The following is an 18,964-nucleotide window of genomic DNA, read 5'->3' as shown; positions in this document are numbered from 1 at the left end:
GACTGGTCGGGCAGGAAGTACAGGCTTCTCAAGCTGAGAGGTCCACTCGGCCGGTGTCGGAGCCCGTGGTCGAGGTCGGGTCCGCGCCGGTTGTCGCGCGCGCCGAACCGGTAGTGGCTCGCATGTCCGATCCTGTGGTGGCGGGTGTGTCCGAATCCGTGACACCGCAGCGCTTCGAAGATCATGGAGCCGGGTCGACTCGCGACCTTCCGACGGTGGCGAGTCTCGAACCCGTGGTTCGGCAGTCCGGTGTGGAATCGGTGCGAGCCGGTGTCGAGCCGGTAGCGCCCCGGCTCGGGTTGGGGCTGCCGAGGGTCGGATCGACTCCGAGTATGCAACTTCCGAGTGTCCAACTTCCGAGTGTGCAGCCTCCGAGTGCGCAACTTCCGAGTGTGCAGCGAGTGCCTTCAGAGGAGACCGCCGCGCCGCTGGTGGGCGCTGATCCCGTGTTGAGCGAAGCGCCGTTGAACCACAGCTCTGACTACAGCCCTGACTACAGCGCTGACCACCGTTCCGACCACAGTCCGGTCCGCAGCACGCTGGGAGCAGGGCCGGTCCAGGCTGGCGGGCGCGGAGTGGGCGGCGTTGTGCAGCGGGTCTCGGTCGATCAGGTGGCCGGGAGTTCCCCCGTCACAGCTTCCATGGCTGGAACTCCCATAATCGGAAATGCAGCCGTTGAAGATCCGGTGCCCGGCCGATTTTCCGCCGGCCGTCCGACCGAAGCACGACGCCCTGGCCTGGGTGCGCCGATGGCGTCCTCGGCCTACTTCGTGCAACGGACCGAGCGAGCGCCCGAGTCGCAGGCCGAAGTCGTTGTAGCGCGGGAGGTCACCGCCGACCCCACCCCGGCCGCCGAGCCGGCCCCGGCGGTCGAGTCCGCGCCACCGCAAGCCCAGGCGGCTCCCGTGCAGGCAGTCGGACCGGCCCCCGTCGGGCAGGAGCCGGAGGAGCTGGTCAAGAAGCTGTACGACCCGTTGTTGCGGCGGCTCAAAGCCGAACTCTGGCTGGACCGCGAACGGCGCGGGGTGTTGACGGATCGGTGGCACTGAGAGGACTTGGCGATGGCTGAAGTGGAAGAGGCGGTTGCCGTGTGCTTCGTGGTGCGCATCGACGACGAGAGCCTCGGGTCGTTCAATAGCTGTGACGGGCTCGGCATCGAGTTCACCATCGAGCAGCGGGAAGAAGGCGGCAACAACGGGATGGTGTGGCAGTTGCCGACGCGGATCAAGTACTCCAACGTGAAGTTGTCGCGGCCGGTCACCAAGGACTCCGACAAGATCATCAAGTGGATCGCCGGCATGGCGGCGGGCATCTCCCGCAAGACCGCGATCATCGAGGCCCGCACGTTGCGGGGCACGGTGATCGCGAGCTGGGCGCTGTCCGGGGTCGTCCCGGTGCGGTGGAGCGGGCCGCAGTTGTCCGCCGACTCGCCCAAGGTCGCCACCGAGACGCTCGAACTCGCGCACCACGGCTTCCTGACGTCGGCGAGGTGACGGCATGGCCTCCCCGATCACCTTCACGTCCGCCGGCGCGTCCAAGGTCACCAGCTACGCCGCGCCGAACAACCTCCAGAAGGCCGTGCTCGCCGTGCACAGCCCGCCGAAGGCCGGCAGTGCCGCCAAACCCGGCGGACTGCTGCACGAGATCGCGTTCCAGTTCAACCCCAAGGAACTCTCGCTCACCAAGAACGCCAAGTGGGAGCGCAGCCGCCAGCCCAACAACGCCAAGAGCGGCCCGCCCGAGTTCAAGGGCTCGGACCCGTCGAAGCTCGCGCTCGAACTCTTCCTCGACGCCACCGAGAAGATGGACGACAGCGTGGTCAGGAAGGTCGAGCGGCTGTTCGCCTGCTGCGTCCCCACCGAGGACAGCCGCCAGCACGGCAAGGGCTCGCCGCCCTGGGTGATCTTCAAGTGGGGCGGGATGACCGGGTTCCCGTCGTACGTCTCCAGCGTCAGCGCGAAGTACACCCTGTTCACGCCGGCGGGCACGCCGGTCCGTGCGACCTGCACGGTCAACCTGGAGGAGATCTCCGGCGAGCAGGGCGGCCAGAACCCGACGTCCGGCGCGCTGGCCGCTCGCGACTCGCACGTGCTGGTCGCGGGCGACACGCTCCAGTCGTTGGCGTACAAGGCTTATGGCAACGCCGAGCTGTGGCGCGAGATCGCGGTGGCCAACGACATCGACGACCCGATGCGGCTGCGGCCCGGCTCCCGGCTGCTGGTGCCGGCACTGGAGGAGATCCGCGATGGCCAATGAGAGCTTCGCGAACTCCCTCGTCATCGAGGTCGAGTCCGCCCCGCTGCCGGAGGACGTCAAACCGCTGCTGACGCACGCCTACGTGGACGACAGCCGCAACCTGCCGGACGTGTTCGTGCTGCGCTTCCGCGACCCCGGCCACGTCGTGCTCGACAAGGCGCACTTCAAGATCGGCGCGAAGATCGCGTTGAAGGTGCAGACCTCCGACCCCGGCGGGCCGCAGCCGTTGATGAGCGGCGAGGTCACGGCGGTCGGCGTGGAGCTGGACAGCGGTGGCACGTTCACCGAGGTGCGCGGCTACGACCTGGCGCACCGGCTGTTCCGGGGCCGCCGCACCGCCGCCTACCCGAACATGACCGTCGCCGACATCGTCCGGAAAGTCGCCCAGCGGGCCCAGATCCCGATCGGGCAGATCGACGACGTGAAGGGGTTCGGCGGCCGGCCGCAGACCCAGATCAGCCAGGACAACCTGAGCGACTGGGAGTTCCTGTCCCGGCTCGCCGCCGCGGTCGGCGCGCAGATCGCCGTGGTGGAGGGGAAACTGGACTTCCAGCTACCGGAGAAACCCGCCGGCGCGCCGGACAAGTCGGCCAAGGCCAAGAGCAACCCGCTGGTGCTGGAGATGCACCGCACGCTGCTGTCGCTGCGGGCCGCGATCACCGCCGCCGAGCAGGTGCCGGAAGTCCAGGTGCGCGGCTGGGACTACGAGAACAAGAAGGAAGTCTCCGCGACGAAGAAGCCCGACATGACCGGCACCGAGATCACCGGCGTCAGCCCCGTCGACCTGGCGGGGAAGTTCAACAGCCCGCCGTTCCTGGCCACCGGGCCGTACCGGGGGCAGGCCGAGGTGGACGCGGTCGCGGCGGCGCTGGGCTCGCAGCTCGGCGGGGCGTGCGCGGAACTGGCCGGGGTGGCGCGCGGCAACCCCAAGCTGCGCGCGGGCACGGCGGTGGCGCTGACCAACATCGGCGACCCGTTCGCGGGCAAGTACACGCTCACCAGCACCCGGCACCTGTTCGCCGAGCAGGTCGGCTACACCACGGAGTTCACCGTGTCCGGCCGCCAGGAGCGCTCGCTCTACGGGCTGGCCAACAGCGGCGGCGGCAACGGCGCGCGCGCCGGCCTGGTGCCCGCCGAGGTCTCGGACATCAAGGACCCGGCGAAACTCGGCCGGGTCAAGGTCAAGTACCCGTGGCTGTCCAACGACTTCACCAGCGGGTGGGCGCGCACCGTGCACACCGGGGCCGGCCAGGGTCGGGGTTCGCTGGTGCTGCCCGAGGTCGGCGACGAGGTGCTGGTCGGGTTCGAGCACGGCGACTTCGACGCCCCGTACGTGCTCGGCGGGCTCTACAACAGCAAGGACACCGCGCCGAAGCTGACCAAGGAGCCGGTGGACGGCAACAGCGGCGAGGTGACCACCCGCGGGTTCGTGTCCCGCAAGGGGCACAAGGTCGAGTTCGTGGAGGACGAGGGCATCCTGATCTCCAGCGGTGACGGGAAGTTCGTCGTCAAGCTGGACCAGAAGGCCCAGGTCATCGAGGTGACCAGCGGCAAGGCCGTGACGGTCAAGGCGCAGAACGGGATCACCATCGACGCGGGCACCGGGCCGTTGGAGCTCAAGGGCCAGAAGATCACCGCGCAGGCCCAGACGGACGTCGAGGTGAAGGCCGGCGCCCAGCTCAAGCTCAACGGCACCGCGGGCGTGAAGGTCGAAGGCGCGACGGTGTCGGTAGCGGGACAGGGCCAGACCGAGGTCACCGCGAGCGGCGTGCTCACCGTGCGCGGCAGCCTGGTCAAGATCAACTGAGGTCGAGATCGACTGAGGTCGCGGTCGACCGGGTCGGGATCGACCAAGGGCAGGGTCAAACTGAGGGAGGCGGACATGCCACCAGCGGCGAGGGTCGGCGACCCCACCGGTCACCCCGGCGTGGTCGGGCCGCCGGGTGTGCCGACGGTGCTCGTCGGCGGGATGCCCGCCGCGGTCGTGGGCAACCCGCACATCTGCTCCTTCCCCGGCCTGCCACCGCATCCGCCGACCGCGCTGCTCCCGCCCGGCTGCCCGACCGTGCTGATCGGCGGGCGGCCCGCCGCGCGGATGGGCGACCTGTCCGCGTGCGGCGCGCCGATCGTCCTGGGCTGCCCGACCGTCATGATCGGAGGGTGACGTGGACTTCATCGGACGGGGCCTGGCGTTCCCGATCCACACCGACGCGACCGGCTCGGTGGCGCTGGTCGGCGGCGAGCGCGAGATCGTGGAGAGCATCCGGCTGATCCTGGCCACCGCGCCGGGCGAGCGCCCGATGCGGCCGGAGTTCGGCTGCGCCATCCACGACCTGGTGTTCGCGCCCGCCGACGCCGCCACGGCGGGCCGGATCGCCTACGAGGTCAGGCTTTCCCTCGAACGCTGGGAGCCCCGGATCACGCTGGCGGACGTGTCGGTCGGCTTCGACGAGGTGGACCAGGGCACGCTGCTCATCGACATCCGGTACGCGCTGCGCGGCACGAACGACCCGCGCAACCTGGTGTTCCCCTTCTACGTCATCCCGCCGCACGAGGCCGACGAGGAGGGCGTCTGATGTCGCTGCCCACACCGAACCTGGACGACCGGCGCTTCCAGGACCTCGTGGACGAGGCCAAGCGCCGCGTCCAGCAGCACTGTCCGGAGTGGACGGACCACAACGTGTCCGACCCCGGCGTCACGCTGATCGAGGCGTTCGCGCACATGGTGGACGAGCTGCTGTACCGGCTCAACCGGGTGCCGGACCTGCACTACCTGCGGTTCCTGGACCTGATCGGGGTCAAGCTGTTCCCGCCCACCGCCGCCCGCGCCGAGGTCACGTTCTGGCTGTCCGCGCCGCGCGAGGTGCCGGTGGTGGTGCCGAGCGGCGCGCAGGTCGCGACCGAGCGCAGCGAGATCGAGGACCCGGTCGTGTTCACCGTCGACCGCGAGCTGTCGATCGTGCCGTGCGAGCTGACGCATCTGGTGACCGCGATCGCCGACTCGACCATCCCGCCCGCCGACCGCACCGACGAGCTGAAGGACGGCAAGGCCCCCGAGTGCTTCGCCGAACCGCCCGCACCCGGCGACACCGTCCTGTTCGGACTGTCGAACGCCGTGCCGGGCTGCGCCGTGCTGCTCCGCGTGGAGGCGCAGGCCGAAGGGCGCGGCGTCGACCCGCGTGACCCGCCGTGGCGGTGGGAGGCGTGGAACGGCAACGGCTGGACCAAGTGCGAGGTCGACCGCGACTCGACCGGCGGCTTCAACACGCCCGGCGACGTCGTGGTGCACGTGCCGCGCACGCACACCGCCTCGGTCGTCGCCCGCCGGCGCGCGGGCTGGCTGCGCTGCCGTGCCACCGAACCGGCGGCGGACCGGCCGTTCTACCAGAAGTCGCCCAAACTCCTGTCGGTCACCGCCGCGACCATCGGCGGCACGACCGACGCCACGCACGCCGACATCGTGCGCGGCGAGACCGTCGGTGTGTCGGAAGGCGTTCCGGGGCAACGGTTCAAGCTCACCCGCACCCCCGTGGTGGTGGACGACGGCACGCTCGTGGTCGAGGTCGCCACGTCGAACGGCTGGGAGCAGTGGACCGAGGTCCGGTCGTTCGCCGAGTCCGGTCCGCGGGACCGGCACGTGGTGCTGGACCGCGTCGGCGGCGAGGTGATCTTCGGCCCGGCGATCCGCCAGCCGGACGGCAGCGTCCGCAACTACGGCGCGGTGCCGGGGAAGTCGGCCGCCATCCGGGTGCCGGAGTACCGGACCGGCGGCGGTCTGCGCGGCAACGTCGCGCGCAGCCTGCTCCAGGTGCAGCGCGACCCGGTGCCGTTCGTCAGCTCGGTGACCAACCGCGAGCCCGCGAGCGGCGGTGTGGCGGGCGAGTCGGTGAAGGACGCCGCGCTGCGCGGCCCGCTCGTGCTGCGCACCCGCGACCGGGCCGTGACCGCCGAGGACTACGAGCTGCTGACCCGCGAGGCCGCGCCGGAGATCGCCCGGGTCCGGTGCGTGCCGGCCGGGCCTGGTTCGGCCGCCGTGCGGGTCCTGGTCGTGCCTGCCGTGGGGTTGAACGAGGAGTCGGACTTCGGCGCCCTGCAACCGAGTGCCGAGGCGCGGCAGCGGATCGAGCGGTTCCTGGACGAACGCCGGTGCATCGGCGCGCGGGTGTCCGTGGAACCGCCGTTCTACCAGGGCGTCACGGTCGTCGCGCAGCTCCGGGCCCGTGCCGGCACGCCGGAGGACGTGTTGCGCACGCGGTGCGTCCAGGCGCTGTACGACTACTTCAACCCGATCAACGGAGGCCCGGACGGCGACGGCTGGCCGTTCGGCCGGCCCGTGCAGTCCGGCGAGGTGTTCGCGGTGCTGCAACGGCTTCCGGGCGTCGAGCTGGTCGAGGAGATCAAGCTGTTCGGGGCGAACCCGGTGACCGGCGAGCGCGGCAACGCCGTCGCGCGGCTGGACCTGCCGCCCAACGGCCTGGCGTTCTCCTACGGCCACCAGGTGCGGGTGGCGCGATGAGGACCGGCGGACCGACCCTGCCCACGCCGCACCCGCTGGCGGACCGGCTGCCCGGCGTGTACGTGGAGGACCGGTTCACCCAGAACTTCCTCGCCGCGCTGGACGAGGTGCTGGCCCCGGTGTTCACCGCGCTGGACGGCTTCGCGGGCTACCTCGACCCGCGGGTCGCGCCGGAGGACTTCCTGGACTGGCTGGCGCACTGGGTGGCGCTGGAGGTCGGCGAGGGCTGGTCGACCCAGCACCGCCGGCTGCTGGTCGCGACGGCCGTGCGGCTGCACCGCTGGCGCGGCACGCGGCGGGGGCTGATGGAGCACGTGAGCCTGTTGACCGGCGGGCGGGTGGAGGTGTTCGACAGCGGCGGCTGCACGTCGACCGACCGGGCGGGCCTGCCGCTGCCGGACACCGGGCCGGCCCGGGTCACCGTCCGGGTGCGCGTGGCCGACCCGTCCACAGTGGACCGGGTGCGGCTGGCCGCCGCGATCGCCGACGCCGTGCCCGCGCACGTCGTGGTGGAACTGGAGGTTGGGGGACCATGATTGTCTGCGCGCAGTGCGGCGAACGCAACGCCGAGGGCGCCGAGTTCTGCGGCTCGTGCGGCACCTACCTGGAGTGGGAGCCGAAACAGGCCGCGCAACCGGTGCCCGGAGCGCCGCAGAGCCAGCAGAGCCAGCCGAACCAGCAGAGCCAACAGAACCAGCAGGGTCAGCAGGGCCAACCGCAGCGGTGGCAGGCGCAGCCGGGGCGGCCACCACAAGGCCCGCCGCAGGGTTGGCCGGGTCCGACGCCGCCCGGATGGCAGGGGCCGCCACCGGGATGGCAAGGACCGCCACCGCCCGGCTGGCAAGGCCCTCCGCAAGGCCAGCCGCCTCAACAGCAACCACAACCACAGCAACAACCGCAGCAACCGCAGGCTCAGCAACCGCAAGCCCAGCAGCCCGGTGCGATGCAGCCCACGGACGAGCGCCAGGCCCCGCCCGGCCACAAGCCCCGGCTGACCGAGCGCCGCGTCCCGCAGGCCGGCGACCTGATCTGCGGCCAGTGCGGCGAGGCGAACGCGCCCACCCGCCGGTTCTGCGCCCGCTGCGGCCACGAGCTGGTGGAGGCGCAGGTCGTCAAGGAGAAGTGGTGGCGCCGGATCTTCCCCCGCCGCGAGCCGGCCAAGGCGGGCACCCGGCATCGCCGGCGCGGCTCGCCGGGCCGGGTGATCGGCCGGGTGGTCCGCTGGGCGCTGGCGATCCTCCTGCTCGCCGGCGTGGGCCTCTACGGCCTGTACAGCCCGTTCCGGCAGGCGGTGAACGACCAGGCGACCTCGGCCACGCGCGAGGTCAAGGACTGGTTCTCCAACGACCCCAAGCCGGTGCGCCCGAGTGCGATCACCGCGACGGCGGAAAGTCCGGGCCACGCGGCGGGGTTGGCCGCCGACAACGTCAAGAGCACCTACTGGGCCGCGCCGGTCGAGCCGGAACTGCCCGCGCTGGTGCTGAACTTCGACCGGCCGGTGGACGTCAAGCGGGCCATCTTCCAGATCGGCATCGGCGACAAGTTCCAGACGGCGCACCGGCCGGAGAAGGTGCACCTGGTCTACTCGACGGGCCGGACGTTCGACCTCACGCTCGCCGACACACCCGACGCGCAGCCGGTGAAGATCGAGCACAGCGAGGGCGCCGAGTCGGTCGAGGTGTTCGTGAAGTCCCTGCACAGGTCGTTGCAGGGCAACGAGGTGGCCATCTCCGAAATCGAGTTCTTCACGGTGGAATGAGGCAGTGGTGATCGGACGGACGAGCAGAGCGACCGCGGTGGCGGTGGTCGGCGTGCTGCTGGGCGGCTTGCTGCTCGCCGACCGGCCGTCGATCGCGAACGCGCAGGCGGAGCCCCTGAAGCCGTACCGGATCGGGGCCAGCCGGGGCGGGCCCGGCGACCTCTGGAGCACGGACGCGAACGGTGGCGACCAGCAGGCCGTGACCCGCGGAGGCCGGCCGCACGAGAGCGACCCCGCCTACTCGCCGGACGGCACGCGCATCGCGTGGACCGAGTACCCCGGCTCGGAGCAGCCCGCCAGGGTCTGGGTCGCGGACGCGGACGGCTCGAACGCTCGCCGGCTCAGCGGCCGGGAGGGCCAGTCGGAGCCGTCGTGGTCCCCGGACGGCACGCGGCTGGCGGTGACGGACGGCGACTCGATCGGCATCGTGCGGGTCTCGGACGGCGTGCTGCTGTCCAGCGTGCCGAAGCCGGACCACCTGCGCAGCCAGGACAGCACGCCCGCCTGGTCGCCGGACGGCGGGACGATCGCGTTCAGCCGCAACAGCCAAGGCCTGGACACACCGCTGGTGACGCCGCGCTCGGTCGGCGGGTCCACGCCGCTCGGCGGGTCGTTCACCACGAGCGCCACCTTGCGCACCCCGACCTTCCCACGGCTGCCGGAGATCATGTTCCTGTTGGACACCACGGGTTCCATGGGCACCGCGTTGGCCAGCTTCAAGCTCCAGATCCCGGCCGTCATGGACGCCATCACGGCGAAGGACCCCGGCGCACGCTTCGGTCTGGCGTCCTACAAGGACACTTGGGACGGTCCTCTGCGCTACGAGCTGGTGGAGAACCTGGCCACGGCCGCGCGCATCCGGGAGGTGCTGCTGGACGAGAGGAAGCTCCAGGCGTTCGGCGGCGGCAGCATCCTGTCGGAAGACTGGTTCAACGGCCTGCACCGCCTGACCCGTGACCTGGACCCGGCGGACCCCGGCAGGCACCGCGTGTTCAACACCGAGGGCGCGAGCCGGATCATCGTGATCGCCGGTGACGCCACCAGCAAGCAGGCGGGCGACCCGTGCGACCCGCCACCGGGCACGAGCCCGCCGAGCAACCCGTCGGAGTGCTCGCCGCCCTACTACTCGCTGGACGAGGTCAAGGAGGACCTGACCGGCACGTACCCGCCGGTGTCGCAGCCGCGGGGCGTCAAGGTCGTCGCGGTGCCGATCCTGACCCGGTCCGACGGCCTGAACACCCGTGGCCAGGCCAGGGCGCTGGTCGACCACACCGGCGGCACGCTGGTCGAAGCCGGCGCGAAACCGGAGGCGATCGCCCAGGCCATCGACGGCGGCATCAGGAGCCTGCCGGTGACCGTCACGCCGGTCGCGCACTGCCCGCAGGGCGTCTCCATCACGTTCCAGCCGCCATCGGTGACCGTGGGCGGCGACACGGAGGTGACGTTCCAGGAGACGGTGCGGCTGGACCCGCCGGGCCCGTCCGCGAGCGCGGTGGGGGACACCAGGGGCTGCACGGTCCGGTTCCTGTTCAACGGCGCGGAACCCACCGACCGCCGCGAGCAGACCATCCGGATCACCGAGGCCGCCGCCGGGCTGCCGACCGTCGTGGTGAACGGGGCCGCGGCGCCCAGCCCGCAAGGCGTTCCGGTGCCGGTGGAGTTCAGCGCGACCGCGACCTCCGCGACGGGCCAGCCGCTCACGCCGTCCTGCGACGCCACGTCCGGCGCGTCGTTCCCGGTCGGCATCACGACCGTCACGTGCACGGCCACCAGCGGCGGCCGGACCGGACGGGCGAGTTCGGTGGTGGCGGTGTTCGTCCCGGAGAACGTGCCGTACCGCGACCTCTGGCTGGCCGACGTCGGCGGCGGACCGGTGGTGCAGACCGACCTATCCATCCGGTTCGGACGGACGTGCGGCCGGGTCGACGGCCACCCGGACTGGTCGCCGGACGGCAACCGGCTGGTGTTCCAACACGAGGACGCCCTGTGCGTGGCGAACGCAGCCGGCGGGAACGCCACCGTGCTGGTGCCCGAGGGCGACGGCGCGGAGGAGCCCGCCTGGTCGCCGGACGGCGCGCTGATCGTGTTCTCCCGGTACACGTCGGGGGAGGGGCCGCGCCGGATCTTCGGCGTGCCGCCCAGCGGCGGCCCGCAGCGGGAGCTGGTCTCGTTCGGCGAGCAGGACGCCCGCAGCCCCGCGTTCCAGCGGCTGCCGGACCTCGTGGTCACCGGCTCCGGCGCGCCCGCCCGGATTCCGTTCGAGGGCACCACGACCGCGCGGTTCGTGGTGACCAACACCGGCCACACCCCGGCCGCGCAGCCCGCGACGGTGACGCTGACCGTGCCGCCGGGCCTGCGCGTCGACAGCCTCACCACGACCGTCGGCTCCTGTTTCCCGGGCGGGACGACGTGTTCGCTCGGCCGGCTCGCACCCCGGTCGCGGGCGGAGATCCGGGTCACCCTCACCGGGATCGCGGCGGGGCAGCAGGTCGTGCGGGCCGAAGTGGGCCCGGACGTCAACCCGGCCGACAACCGGGCCGAGGTGGCGGTCACCGTGGACGAGGAAATCAAGCCCCCGGTCACACCGGGCTCGCTCGCGCTCGCGGTCGCCGTGCTGCCGGCGGAGAGTTTCGTCGGCGGTGACGACATCACCGTGGTCTACAAGATGCGCAACGGCGCGGGAACGCCGATGACGGGCGTCCGGATCGTCACGTCGCTGCCGGCCCAGTTGCTGCCGCCCAGGGCCGTGTCACCGGGCTGCGCGGCGGACGGCGCCGGGTGCGACATCGGTGTCCTGCAACCCCTTCAGGAAGCCGAGGTGCGGATCACGTTGCCCGCCAAGGCCGCCGTGGACACCAGTGCCGGCGGTTCGGTGCTGGGCGTCGGGCCGGACAACGACGCCGCCGACAACACCTCCGTCGCGCAGGTCCTGGTGCGCCAACCGCGGATCGCCGTCGAGCCGCTGGTCGGGCCGACCGGGTTCGTGCCGCGCGTGACGGGCGGCGGGTTCCCGCCCGGCGGCACCGTGCGGCTGACCTGGACGGTGGGCATCTCGGCCGAGCCCGGCACCGTCCCGGTGCGCGCCGACGGCACGATCGACGCCCAGGTCCTGGTGTTCGAGAACGACCTGATCGGACCACGCGAGCTGGCGGCCACCCCGGTCGCCGGACCCGGATTCGGCGCGGTGCGGTCGAACCCGTTCCTCGTCGTGCCCAGAACCCTGCAACCGCCCGACTTCGCGGCACGTGGCTGAACGGCTGCCCGTAGGGGCAGCGGGGAACGCACCACGCCCCACCCTTCCGCCTCGTGCCACCCAGCACCGCCAGACCGGAGGATTCACGACATGGGCGCTACCGCGACGCTGTCCGCCACGGGATTGGCCGTGGAGCCGGGCTCTGAGGTCACCTGCACGGTCGTCGTGCGCAACACCGGCGAGCTGGTCGACCAGTTCACCGTGGACGTGGTGGGCGACGCCGCGGCGTGGGCCGCGGCCGAACCGCCGTCGGTGAACCTGGTGCCGCAGGCGTCCGCCGAGGTCGTCGTGCGGTTCGCGCCGCCGCGGGCCGTCGAGGTGGCGGCCGGGCCGGTGCACTTCGGCGTGCGCGTGACGTCCCGGGAGGACCCGTACGGCTCGGTGGTCGAGGAGGGCGTGGTCGAGGTCGGCTCGTTCACCGACCTGAGCGCCGAACTGGTGCCCGGCAAGGTGGAGGCGGGCCGCCGGGGCAAGTACGAGCTGGCCGTCGACAACGTCGGCAACCACCCGGTGGGGGTGCGGTTCACGCCGAGCGACCCGGACGGCGAGCTGGACTTCACGGTGGACCGGCCGGAGATCGTGCTCGCGCCCGGCACGGCCGCGTTCGTCAAGCTGCTCGTCAAGCCGCGCGACACGTTCCTGCGCGGGCAGCCGCAGACCCGGCCGTTCCGGGTGGAGGTGCTGCCGAACGTCGGCAACCCGCTGGTCGTCGACGGCACGTTCGTGCAGCGCCAGCTACTGCCCAGGTGGCTGCTGCCCGCCCTGCTCGCGCTGCTGGCGCTGGCGGCCGTGCTGGCGGCGCTGTGGTTCACCCTGTTGCAGCCGGCCGTGAAGTCGGCCGCGCGCGACGCCGCGACCGAGCAGGCCAACGACGTCAAGGCCGCCGCGCAGCGGGCCGAGGACAGCGCGGGCCAGGCGAAGACGGATTCCGCGCAGGCCAAGGGGAACTCCGAGAAGGCCATGGAGGCCGTCGGCCTGGACCCCGGCGCGGCCCCCGGCACCCAGCCGTCGCCCAACCCGAACCGCCCGGGAGCGGCGGCGCCCGGCGAGCCGACGGACTTCCGGGTGGCCGCCGACGCGGCGATCGTGACCAACCCGGACCTGTTCACCGACTTCGTCTTCACGCCCGACGACCAGAAGACGTTGCACATCAGCGACATCGTGATGCAGAACCCGCGCGGCGACACCGGCACCCTCCGGGTCATGCGTGACTCCAACGGAACCCGCAGCACGATTTTGGAGCTGGGCCTGGGCAACTACCGGGACCTGGACCGGCACTACGTGCAGCCGCTGCGGTTCAAGTCGGGTGAGAAGATCGTGATCGCGGTGAGCTGCCAGAACCCCACGGACAAGGGCAACTGCAAGCCGTCGGTGTCCTTCTCCGGGAGGGTCGAGTGAACCGCCTCGGGCGAAGAACACCGACGGGAACGTTGCTAGATAAGGCCTTCGCGTAACGCGAACGCCACGGCGTGCGCGCGGTTGCGCAACTGGAACCGGTTGGTGATGTCGTGCAGGATGCTCTTGACCGTGCGTTGGGAGTAGCACAGCTTGTCGGCGATCTCCTTGGTCTCGAAGCCGTCCGCGATCAGCCGCAGCACCTCGGTCTCCCGGTCGGACATGCCGGCCATGGTCCAGCCGTTGGGGTTGAGCACGTTGCGCTGCAACCGGGACACCCGGTCCAGCAGTCGGCCGAGCAGGTCCGGCGGCAGCGCGCCCTGGCCCGCCGCCGTGGCCTTCACCAGGCGCACCAACGTGTCCGGGGTCGCGTCGGACCGGCGGATCACCGCCGACACCCCGCTGCTGATGATGTTCAGCAGCTCCGGGTCGGCGATGTCGCCCGCCACCAGCACGATGTTCGGGCTGCCCTGCACCTGGAGCCGGCGCAGTAGCTGCTGCGCGGCGCCGTCCAGCCTCTCCAGCACCACCAGCGCCACCGGCGCGGGTTCGTCCGGCTCGACCAGCCGGATCTCCGGCCGCGACCGCAGGGCGGCCGTCACGCCGGCCCTGGTGATCGAGTCCGCCGCGTGCAGGGCGACCGCCGTCTGCTCACCGTTCATCGCTGCTCCCGCCCTAGTGGCCGATGTTCCCCCCGACCATGGTCGCCACCCGGGGTGTCCCGGCACTATGGGCCGGTGGTCCCGATGTGTCCCGACTCGTCGCCCAGACCGGCCTCCTTGGCCCGGGACACCGCCTGGGCGCGGTCGGCCACGTGCAGCTTGCGCAGGATGTTCGACACGTGGTTGCGCACCGTCTTCGGGCTGAGCACCAGGACGCGGGCGATCGCCGCGTTGCCCCGGCCGTCGGCCATCAGCCGCAGCACCTCCCGCTCCCTCGCGGTCAGCTCCGGGAACGCCTCCACCTTCGACTTGGCCGTCGTGCCGAAGTACGCCAGCAGCCGCACCGCGATACCCGGGCTGAAGATGGCCTCGCCTTCGGCGACCGCCCGCACCGCGCGCACGATCTGCTGCGGCCGGGCCGCCTTGAGCAGGTACCCCAGCGCGCCCGCACGCATCGCGGCGAACACCGAATCGTCGTCGTCGAACATGGTCAGCACCAGCACGCGCACGGCCGGGTCGTGCGCGACGATCCGCCGGGTGGCCTCCACCCCGCCCAGGTCGGGCATGTTGAGGTCCATCACGACGACATCGGGGTGCAGCGCGGCGGCCATCTCTACCGCCATCGTGCCGCCCGAGGCCTCGCCGACCACCTCCAAGTCGGACGCGGCAGCCAGTGCCGCGGCGAGCCCATAGCGGAACAGCGGGTGGTCGTCCACCACGAGCGCCCGCAGCGCAGGCGGCATGTCCCGCTCACACTCCACCCGCGACGGGCAGGTCGACGGCGATCCGCGTGCCGCCCGCCGCGGCGTCCTCCATCGCCCACGTCCCGCCGATCTCGCGGGCGCGTTCACGCATCGAGTTCAGCCCCACTCCGCTCCCCTCGGCCTTGCCCGCGCCGCACCCGTCGTCCACGACCTCCACGTGCAGGCCGTCCGCACACCACAGCCGCACCACGCAGGTGCGCGCGCCGGCGTGCCGGACCACGTTCGTCAGCGCTTCGGTGATGATCCGGTACGCCGTCACCTGAACGGAGATCGGCAGTTCCGGCAGTGCCCCGTCGACCCGGACGAACACCCGCACCGGGTGCCGGTCGGCCAGCGTCGCCACGTGCGCCCGGACCGCGCCGGCCAACCCCAGCCGGGCCAGCTCCGCCGGGTACGCGCCCGCGGCCAGCCGCCGGATCTCGCCCACCGCGTTGTGCATCTCCTCTTCCAGCCTGGCCAGCAGCGGCCCGGCCGACGCCGGGTCGCGCGCCACCAGGTGCCGGGCCGCGCGCAGGCCGAGCGCGATCGCGGCGAGCGACGGCCCCAACCCGTCGTGCAGGTCCCGCAGCACCCGGCGCCGGGCCTCGTCGGCCACATCGGTGGACACTGCGAATTTGCGGCGCATGTCCCCTCCCCCAGGCGAGCACTCGGGCTTGACCGCCTCGTATACGAAGTCGCTGTGCGGTCAGCCGTCGTTTCAAGCAACCCCACAGGTTCCCACGTTGGGGTGAGTTGATCGGGTCAATGGTGACGGAATGACGTATCACCGGGCCGACTGTCTGCTCCATACGAATATCAGGTGCCACGGGAGGGTGGAAATGCGGCAAACGGGCGGCAGCGCGGTCCTTCAGGTGCATCCCACCAGGCTGTGCAACCTGAGATGCCTGCACTGCTACTCCAGCTCAGGACCGGACGTCGCGGAGTCCGTGCCCATCGGCCTGCTGGGCCCGGCCGTCAGGGACGCCGCCGCGCTCGGCTACGACGTGCTGAGCGTGTCCGGCGGCGAGCCCTTCCTGTACCCGGAACTACCCGCATTGTTGCGGGCCGCGCGGGAAGCGGGAATGCGAACGACCGTCACCACCAACGCGGTGGCGCTCAACCAGCGCCGCATCGGCCTGGTCCGGGGCCTGGTCGACCTGGTGGCCGTGTCGGTGGACGGCGACCAGACCACCCACGACCGCATCCGGGACCAGCCGGGGTGTTTCGAGAAGGCGCTGGCCGGCATCCGGCGGCTCACCGAGGCGGGCATCCCGGTCGGCGTCATCACCACCCTCACCCAGGGCAACGCGACGCAGCTCGGGGACGTGGCGCTGGCGGCGGCCCAGTCCGGCGCGCTGCTGCTCCAGGTGCACCCGCTGGAGCCCGAGGGAGTGGCGAACCGGCTGATGGCGGGGGAGCGGCCGGACGCGGTGGAGTTGGCGTACGCGGCCGTCGAGTTGGGACGGATCGCCGAGGAACACGGCCTGGCGGTGCAGCTCGACGCCGTGCCCCGCACCATGCTGGCCCGCAAACCGGCGGCTTTCATGGCCGTGCCGGTGGCCTCCGCGCAGCCGCTGGGAAGCTGGCTGACCCCGTTGGTGATCGAGGCCAACGGCGCGGCCGTGCCGGTGGCCTACGGCTTCGACCGGCGGTACTGGCTGGGCAACATCTACGACCGGCCGTTGAGCGACCTCGCGGCCGGGTGGGACGCCGGTCCGTTCCTCGACCTGTGCCGTGCCACCTGGCAGCGGCTGGTCGACGGCCGTACCGGACCGTTGATCCCTTGGTACGGGCACCTGGTGCGCGCCTCACGGGCCGGCCGCACGGCCAACGCCGGCCGCTGAAAACCTGAACGGCGGCAATCGGCGTTCCCGGCGTCCAGGCGCTTCCGGCTCTTGGCGTTCTAGCCCGTACCGCCCTGACCGGTGAGGGCCAGCAGATCCTTCGCGCCGCGAGTGTTGATCACCCGATCCGGCTCGACACCGCACTCCTCGGCGCGTTCGCACCCGAAGGACAGCCAGTCAAGCTGGCCGGGAGCATGGGCGTCACTGTCGATGGAGAACGTGCAGCCCAACTCCACGGCCAGCCGCAGCAGCCGCCCCGGCGGATCCCGGCGTTCCGGGCGTGAGTTGATCTCGACGGCCGTCCCGTGGTCGCGGCAGGCCGTGAACACCGCCTCGGCGTCGAACTGCGACTCCGGCCGACCCTTGCCGGTGACGAGGCGCCCCGTGCAGTGGCCCAGGATGTCCACGTGCGGGTCGGCCACGGCGGTGAGCAGGCGTTCGGTCATCTCCGCCGCCGGCATCCGCAGCTTGGAGTGGACGCTGGCCACCACGACGTCCAGCTCTGCCAACAGGTCCGGGTGCTGGTCGAGCGAACCGTCGTCCAGGATGTCCACCTCGATGCCGGTCAGGACCAGGAACGGCGCGAGTTCGGTGTTCAACTCCGCCACCACCTCCAACTGCCGGCGCAGCCGGTCGGCGGACAGCCCGTTGGCCACCGTCAACCGGGGCGAGTGGTCGGTGAGGACCATCCACTCGTGACCCAGGTCGCGGGCGGCCTCGGCCATCTCGCGGATCGGGCTGCCGCCGTCCGACCAGTCGGAGTGCGTGTGGCAGTCGCCTTTCAGCTTCGCGCGCAGGGCCTGGCCGCCGACCACCGGCTCCTGGAACTTCGCCAGGTAGACCGGCTCGCGCCCCTGGACCGCGTCGACGATCACGCCCGCGGTCGCCTTGCCGATGCCGTTCAGGTCGGTCAGCGTGCCGTCCGCCACCCGTTTGGCCAGGTCACCGGGCGGCAGGGCGGCGATCACCTCGGCGGCCCGCCGGAATGCCCGCACCCGGTACGTGGGTTCGCCCGCACGCTCCAACTGGAACGCCACCTGCCGCAATGCCCAATGGGGGTCCACCCTGTCCTGTCTACTCCGTTCGGGCGGGGAACGCGCGTCAACTCGCGGACCGGGCGACGCGGAGGAGGCCGCTGTCGTGGAAAGGCTTGCCCACCAAGGAGATCCCGAACGGCAGGCCGGCCACCCCACCGGCCGGCAGGGCGAGCGCCGACAGGCCGAGCAGGTTGACGAAGGCGGTGAACCGGCCGAGCCGCGCGTTGACGCCGACCGGGTCGCGCTCGACGGCGGCGATCGTCGGGTGCTCCGCAGTGGTCGGCAGCACCAGCGCGTCGACCCGGTCCAGTTCCCGGAACGCCGCCGCCTTCAGCCGCGCCAACTCCTCCTGGTCGCGGAACAGCCGGTAGGCCGGGATGTCCTTCGCCGCCGAGATGATCTCCCGCACGGTCGGGTCCACCTGGTCGGGGTGCGCGTCGATGAACCCGCCGACCGCCGCGTACCGCTCGGCCACGAACGCGCCCCCGTACAGCAGTCGGCCCGCGTCGAGGAACGGGTCGAGGTCGATCGGCACCAGTTCGCCGGGGAACCTGCGCACCGCCGCCTCGAACGCCTCCGCCCAGCCGTCCGCCAGGTCGCCGAGGTCGGTCGGCACCCCCAGCCGGTGCGTCGGCACCGGCACGGCGGGCGGCTCGGCCACGCACGCCAACGCCTGCTCGGCCTCGTCCACCGTCCGGGCGAGGATCGACACGCAGTCCAGGCTCCGGCACGCGGGCACGACGCCCTCCACGGGGACCAGCCCGTAGGTCGGCTTGAGGCCGACGATGCCGTTGAACGCGGCGGGCACCTGACCCGACCCGGCGGTGTCGGTGCCGAGCGCCAGGTCGACGATCCCCAACGCCACCGCGACCGCCGACCCGGAACTCGACCCGCCGGACACCCGGGCCGGGTCCACGGCGTTGCGCACCGCGCCGTACGGGCTCCGGGTGCCCACGAGCCCGGTGGCGAACTGGTCCATGTTGGTCACGCCGAGCACGACCGCGCCGGCCGCCGTCAACCGCCGGACGACCTCCGCGTCCCGGGCCGGCCGATAGCCGAACGCCGGGCACGCGGCCGTGGTCGTCAGGCCGGCCACGTCGATGTTCCCCTTGACCGCCAGCAACTTCCCGGCCAGCGGCCCGGACGCCGCCGCGAACTCCCGCCGGACCTCGTCCTCGTCCCGCAGCGCGATCCAGATTTCCGGCCGATCCACCGCCCGGATGCGCTCCCGCGCCGCCGCGAGCCGGTCCACGCTCCACCCCCGTTCCACCCGCGAGTATTACCAGGCCGTGCTCATCGAGCGCACGTGCTGACCGCCGACCGGCCGATGTCGCCGGGCCGTCTGCCGGGCAGGTGTGGACTTTGTGCGGGTTCCACCTCGGACTCCGAAAAGCGTTCGCGTCCACTCCGGACAGTGCCGGCCGCCGGCGGAACGACTTCCGACTGAGACGAGGGTCCGTCCGGAGGGTTGCGGTCGCCGGGTCGGTGAAGCCAGCATG

Annotated in this window: 17 protein-coding genes; 12 read left to right on the top strand and 5 right to left on the bottom strand. The window is 72.0% G+C overall.

Annotated features, from left to right (window positions below):
- Positions 1 to 749 precede the first annotated feature (749 nt).
- The 11 genes from ACQPZF_RS30980 (at position 750) to ACQPZF_RS30930 (ending at position 13,182) form a co-directional block, all read left to right on the top strand.
- Positions 750 to 1,049 (top strand): hypothetical protein, encoded by a 300-nt coding sequence (locus ACQPZF_RS30980; protein ID WP_433262988.1) that lies wholly within the window; start codon positions 750 to 752, stop codon positions 1,047 to 1,049.
- A gap of 12 nt (positions 1,050 to 1,061) precedes the next feature.
- Positions 1,062 to 1,493 (top strand): phage tail protein, encoded by a 432-nt coding sequence (locus ACQPZF_RS30975; RefSeq protein ID WP_433262986.1) that lies wholly within the window; start codon positions 1,062 to 1,064, stop codon positions 1,491 to 1,493.
- A 4-nt stretch (positions 1,494 to 1,497) separates the two neighbouring features.
- A complete protein-coding gene (locus tag ACQPZF_RS30970) occupies positions 1,498 to 2,256 on the top strand; it encodes a LysM peptidoglycan-binding domain-containing protein (protein WP_433262984.1) in 759 nt (252 codons plus the stop codon).
- On the top strand, positions 2,246 to 4,063 hold the full coding sequence (locus ACQPZF_RS30965) for a VgrG-related protein (RefSeq protein WP_433262982.1): 1,818 nt from the start codon (positions 2,246 to 2,248) through the stop codon (positions 4,061 to 4,063). The genes ACQPZF_RS30970 and ACQPZF_RS30965 overlap by 11 nt, the downstream gene beginning before the upstream one ends.
- Positions 4,064 to 4,138: 75 nt before the next feature.
- Complete coding sequence (locus ACQPZF_RS30960) at positions 4,139 to 4,420, top strand: PAAR domain-containing protein (RefSeq protein ID WP_433262980.1); 282 nt, start codon at positions 4,139 to 4,141, stop codon at positions 4,418 to 4,420.
- Between the two features lies 1 nt (position 4,421).
- Complete coding sequence (locus tag ACQPZF_RS30955; RefSeq protein WP_433262978.1) at positions 4,422 to 4,832, top strand: GPW/gp25 family protein; 411 nt, start codon at positions 4,422 to 4,424, stop codon at positions 4,830 to 4,832.
- Positions 4,832 to 6,772 (top strand): putative baseplate assembly protein, encoded by a 1,941-nt coding sequence (locus tag ACQPZF_RS30950; protein ID WP_433262976.1) that lies wholly within the window; start codon positions 4,832 to 4,834, stop codon positions 6,770 to 6,772. The genes ACQPZF_RS30955 and ACQPZF_RS30950 overlap by 1 nt, the downstream gene beginning before the upstream one ends.
- Positions 6,769 to 7,308 (top strand): phage tail protein, encoded by a 540-nt coding sequence (locus ACQPZF_RS30945; RefSeq protein WP_433262974.1) that lies wholly within the window; start codon positions 6,769 to 6,771, stop codon positions 7,306 to 7,308. Before ACQPZF_RS30950 ends, ACQPZF_RS30945 begins: the two co-directional genes overlap by 4 nt.
- Before the next feature lie 407 nt (positions 7,309 to 7,715).
- On the top strand, positions 7,716 to 8,531 hold the full coding sequence (locus ACQPZF_RS30940; RefSeq protein WP_433262972.1) for an NADase-type glycan-binding domain-containing protein: 816 nt from the start codon (positions 7,716 to 7,718) through the stop codon (positions 8,529 to 8,531).
- Between the two features lie 7 nt (positions 8,532 to 8,538).
- Complete coding sequence (locus ACQPZF_RS30935) at positions 8,539 to 11,784, top strand: VWA domain-containing protein (RefSeq protein ID WP_433262970.1); 3,246 nt, start codon at positions 8,539 to 8,541, stop codon at positions 11,782 to 11,784.
- A 90-nt stretch (positions 11,785 to 11,874) separates the two neighbouring features.
- Positions 11,875 to 13,182, top strand: a complete 1,308-nt coding sequence (locus ACQPZF_RS30930; protein WP_433262969.1) for a COG1470 family protein — start codon at positions 11,875 to 11,877, stop codon at positions 13,180 to 13,182.
- Between the two features lie 35 nt (positions 13,183 to 13,217).
- Here ACQPZF_RS30930 and ACQPZF_RS30925 read toward each other — a convergent pair whose 3' ends face one another.
- The 3 genes from ACQPZF_RS30925 to ACQPZF_RS30915 form a co-directional block, all read right to left on the bottom strand.
- Complete coding sequence (locus ACQPZF_RS30925; RefSeq protein ID WP_433262967.1) at positions 13,218 to 13,841, bottom strand: response regulator transcription factor; 624 nt, start codon at positions 13,839 to 13,841, stop codon at positions 13,218 to 13,220.
- Positions 13,842 to 13,906: 65 nt separating this feature from the next.
- Positions 13,907 to 14,584 (bottom strand): response regulator, encoded by a 678-nt coding sequence (locus ACQPZF_RS30920; protein ID WP_433262965.1) that lies wholly within the window; start codon positions 14,582 to 14,584, stop codon positions 13,907 to 13,909.
- Positions 14,585 to 14,591: 7 nt separating this feature from the next.
- Positions 14,592 to 15,230 carry a sensor histidine kinase gene (locus ACQPZF_RS30915; RefSeq protein WP_433262963.1) on the bottom strand — a complete coding sequence of 213 codons (639 nt, stop codon included), beginning with the start codon at positions 15,228 to 15,230 and terminating at the stop codon, positions 14,592 to 14,594.
- Between the two features lie 226 nt (positions 15,231 to 15,456).
- Here ACQPZF_RS30915 and ACQPZF_RS30910 point away from each other — a divergent pair, with 226 nt between their 5' ends.
- A complete protein-coding gene (locus ACQPZF_RS30910) occupies positions 15,457 to 16,428 on the top strand; it encodes a radical SAM protein (RefSeq protein ID WP_433262961.1) in 972 nt (323 codons plus the stop codon).
- A 59-nt stretch (positions 16,429 to 16,487) separates the two neighbouring features.
- Here the strand turns inward: ACQPZF_RS30910 and ACQPZF_RS30905 are convergent, their stop codons facing one another.
- Both ACQPZF_RS30905 and ACQPZF_RS30900 read right to left on the bottom strand, forming a co-directional pair.
- Positions 16,488 to 17,492, bottom strand: a complete 1,005-nt coding sequence (locus ACQPZF_RS30905; RefSeq protein ID WP_433262959.1) for a PHP domain-containing protein — start codon at positions 17,490 to 17,492, stop codon at positions 16,488 to 16,490.
- Positions 17,493 to 17,529: 37 nt separating this feature from the next.
- Positions 17,530 to 18,735, bottom strand: coding sequence for an allophanate hydrolase (locus tag ACQPZF_RS30900; RefSeq protein ID WP_433262957.1), 1,206 nt, complete (start codon positions 18,733 to 18,735; stop codon positions 17,530 to 17,532).
- Positions 18,736 to 18,964 lie beyond the last annotated feature (229 nt).

The sequence above is a fragment of the Actinosynnema sp. CS-041913 genome (assembly GCF_050942485.1).
In the GTDB taxonomy this organism is placed as follows: Bacteria; Actinomycetota; Actinomycetes; order Mycobacteriales; family Pseudonocardiaceae; genus Actinosynnema.
The sequence above is the reverse complement of the archived record's forward strand: the minus strand, read 5'-3'. Positions and strand labels throughout refer to the sequence as shown.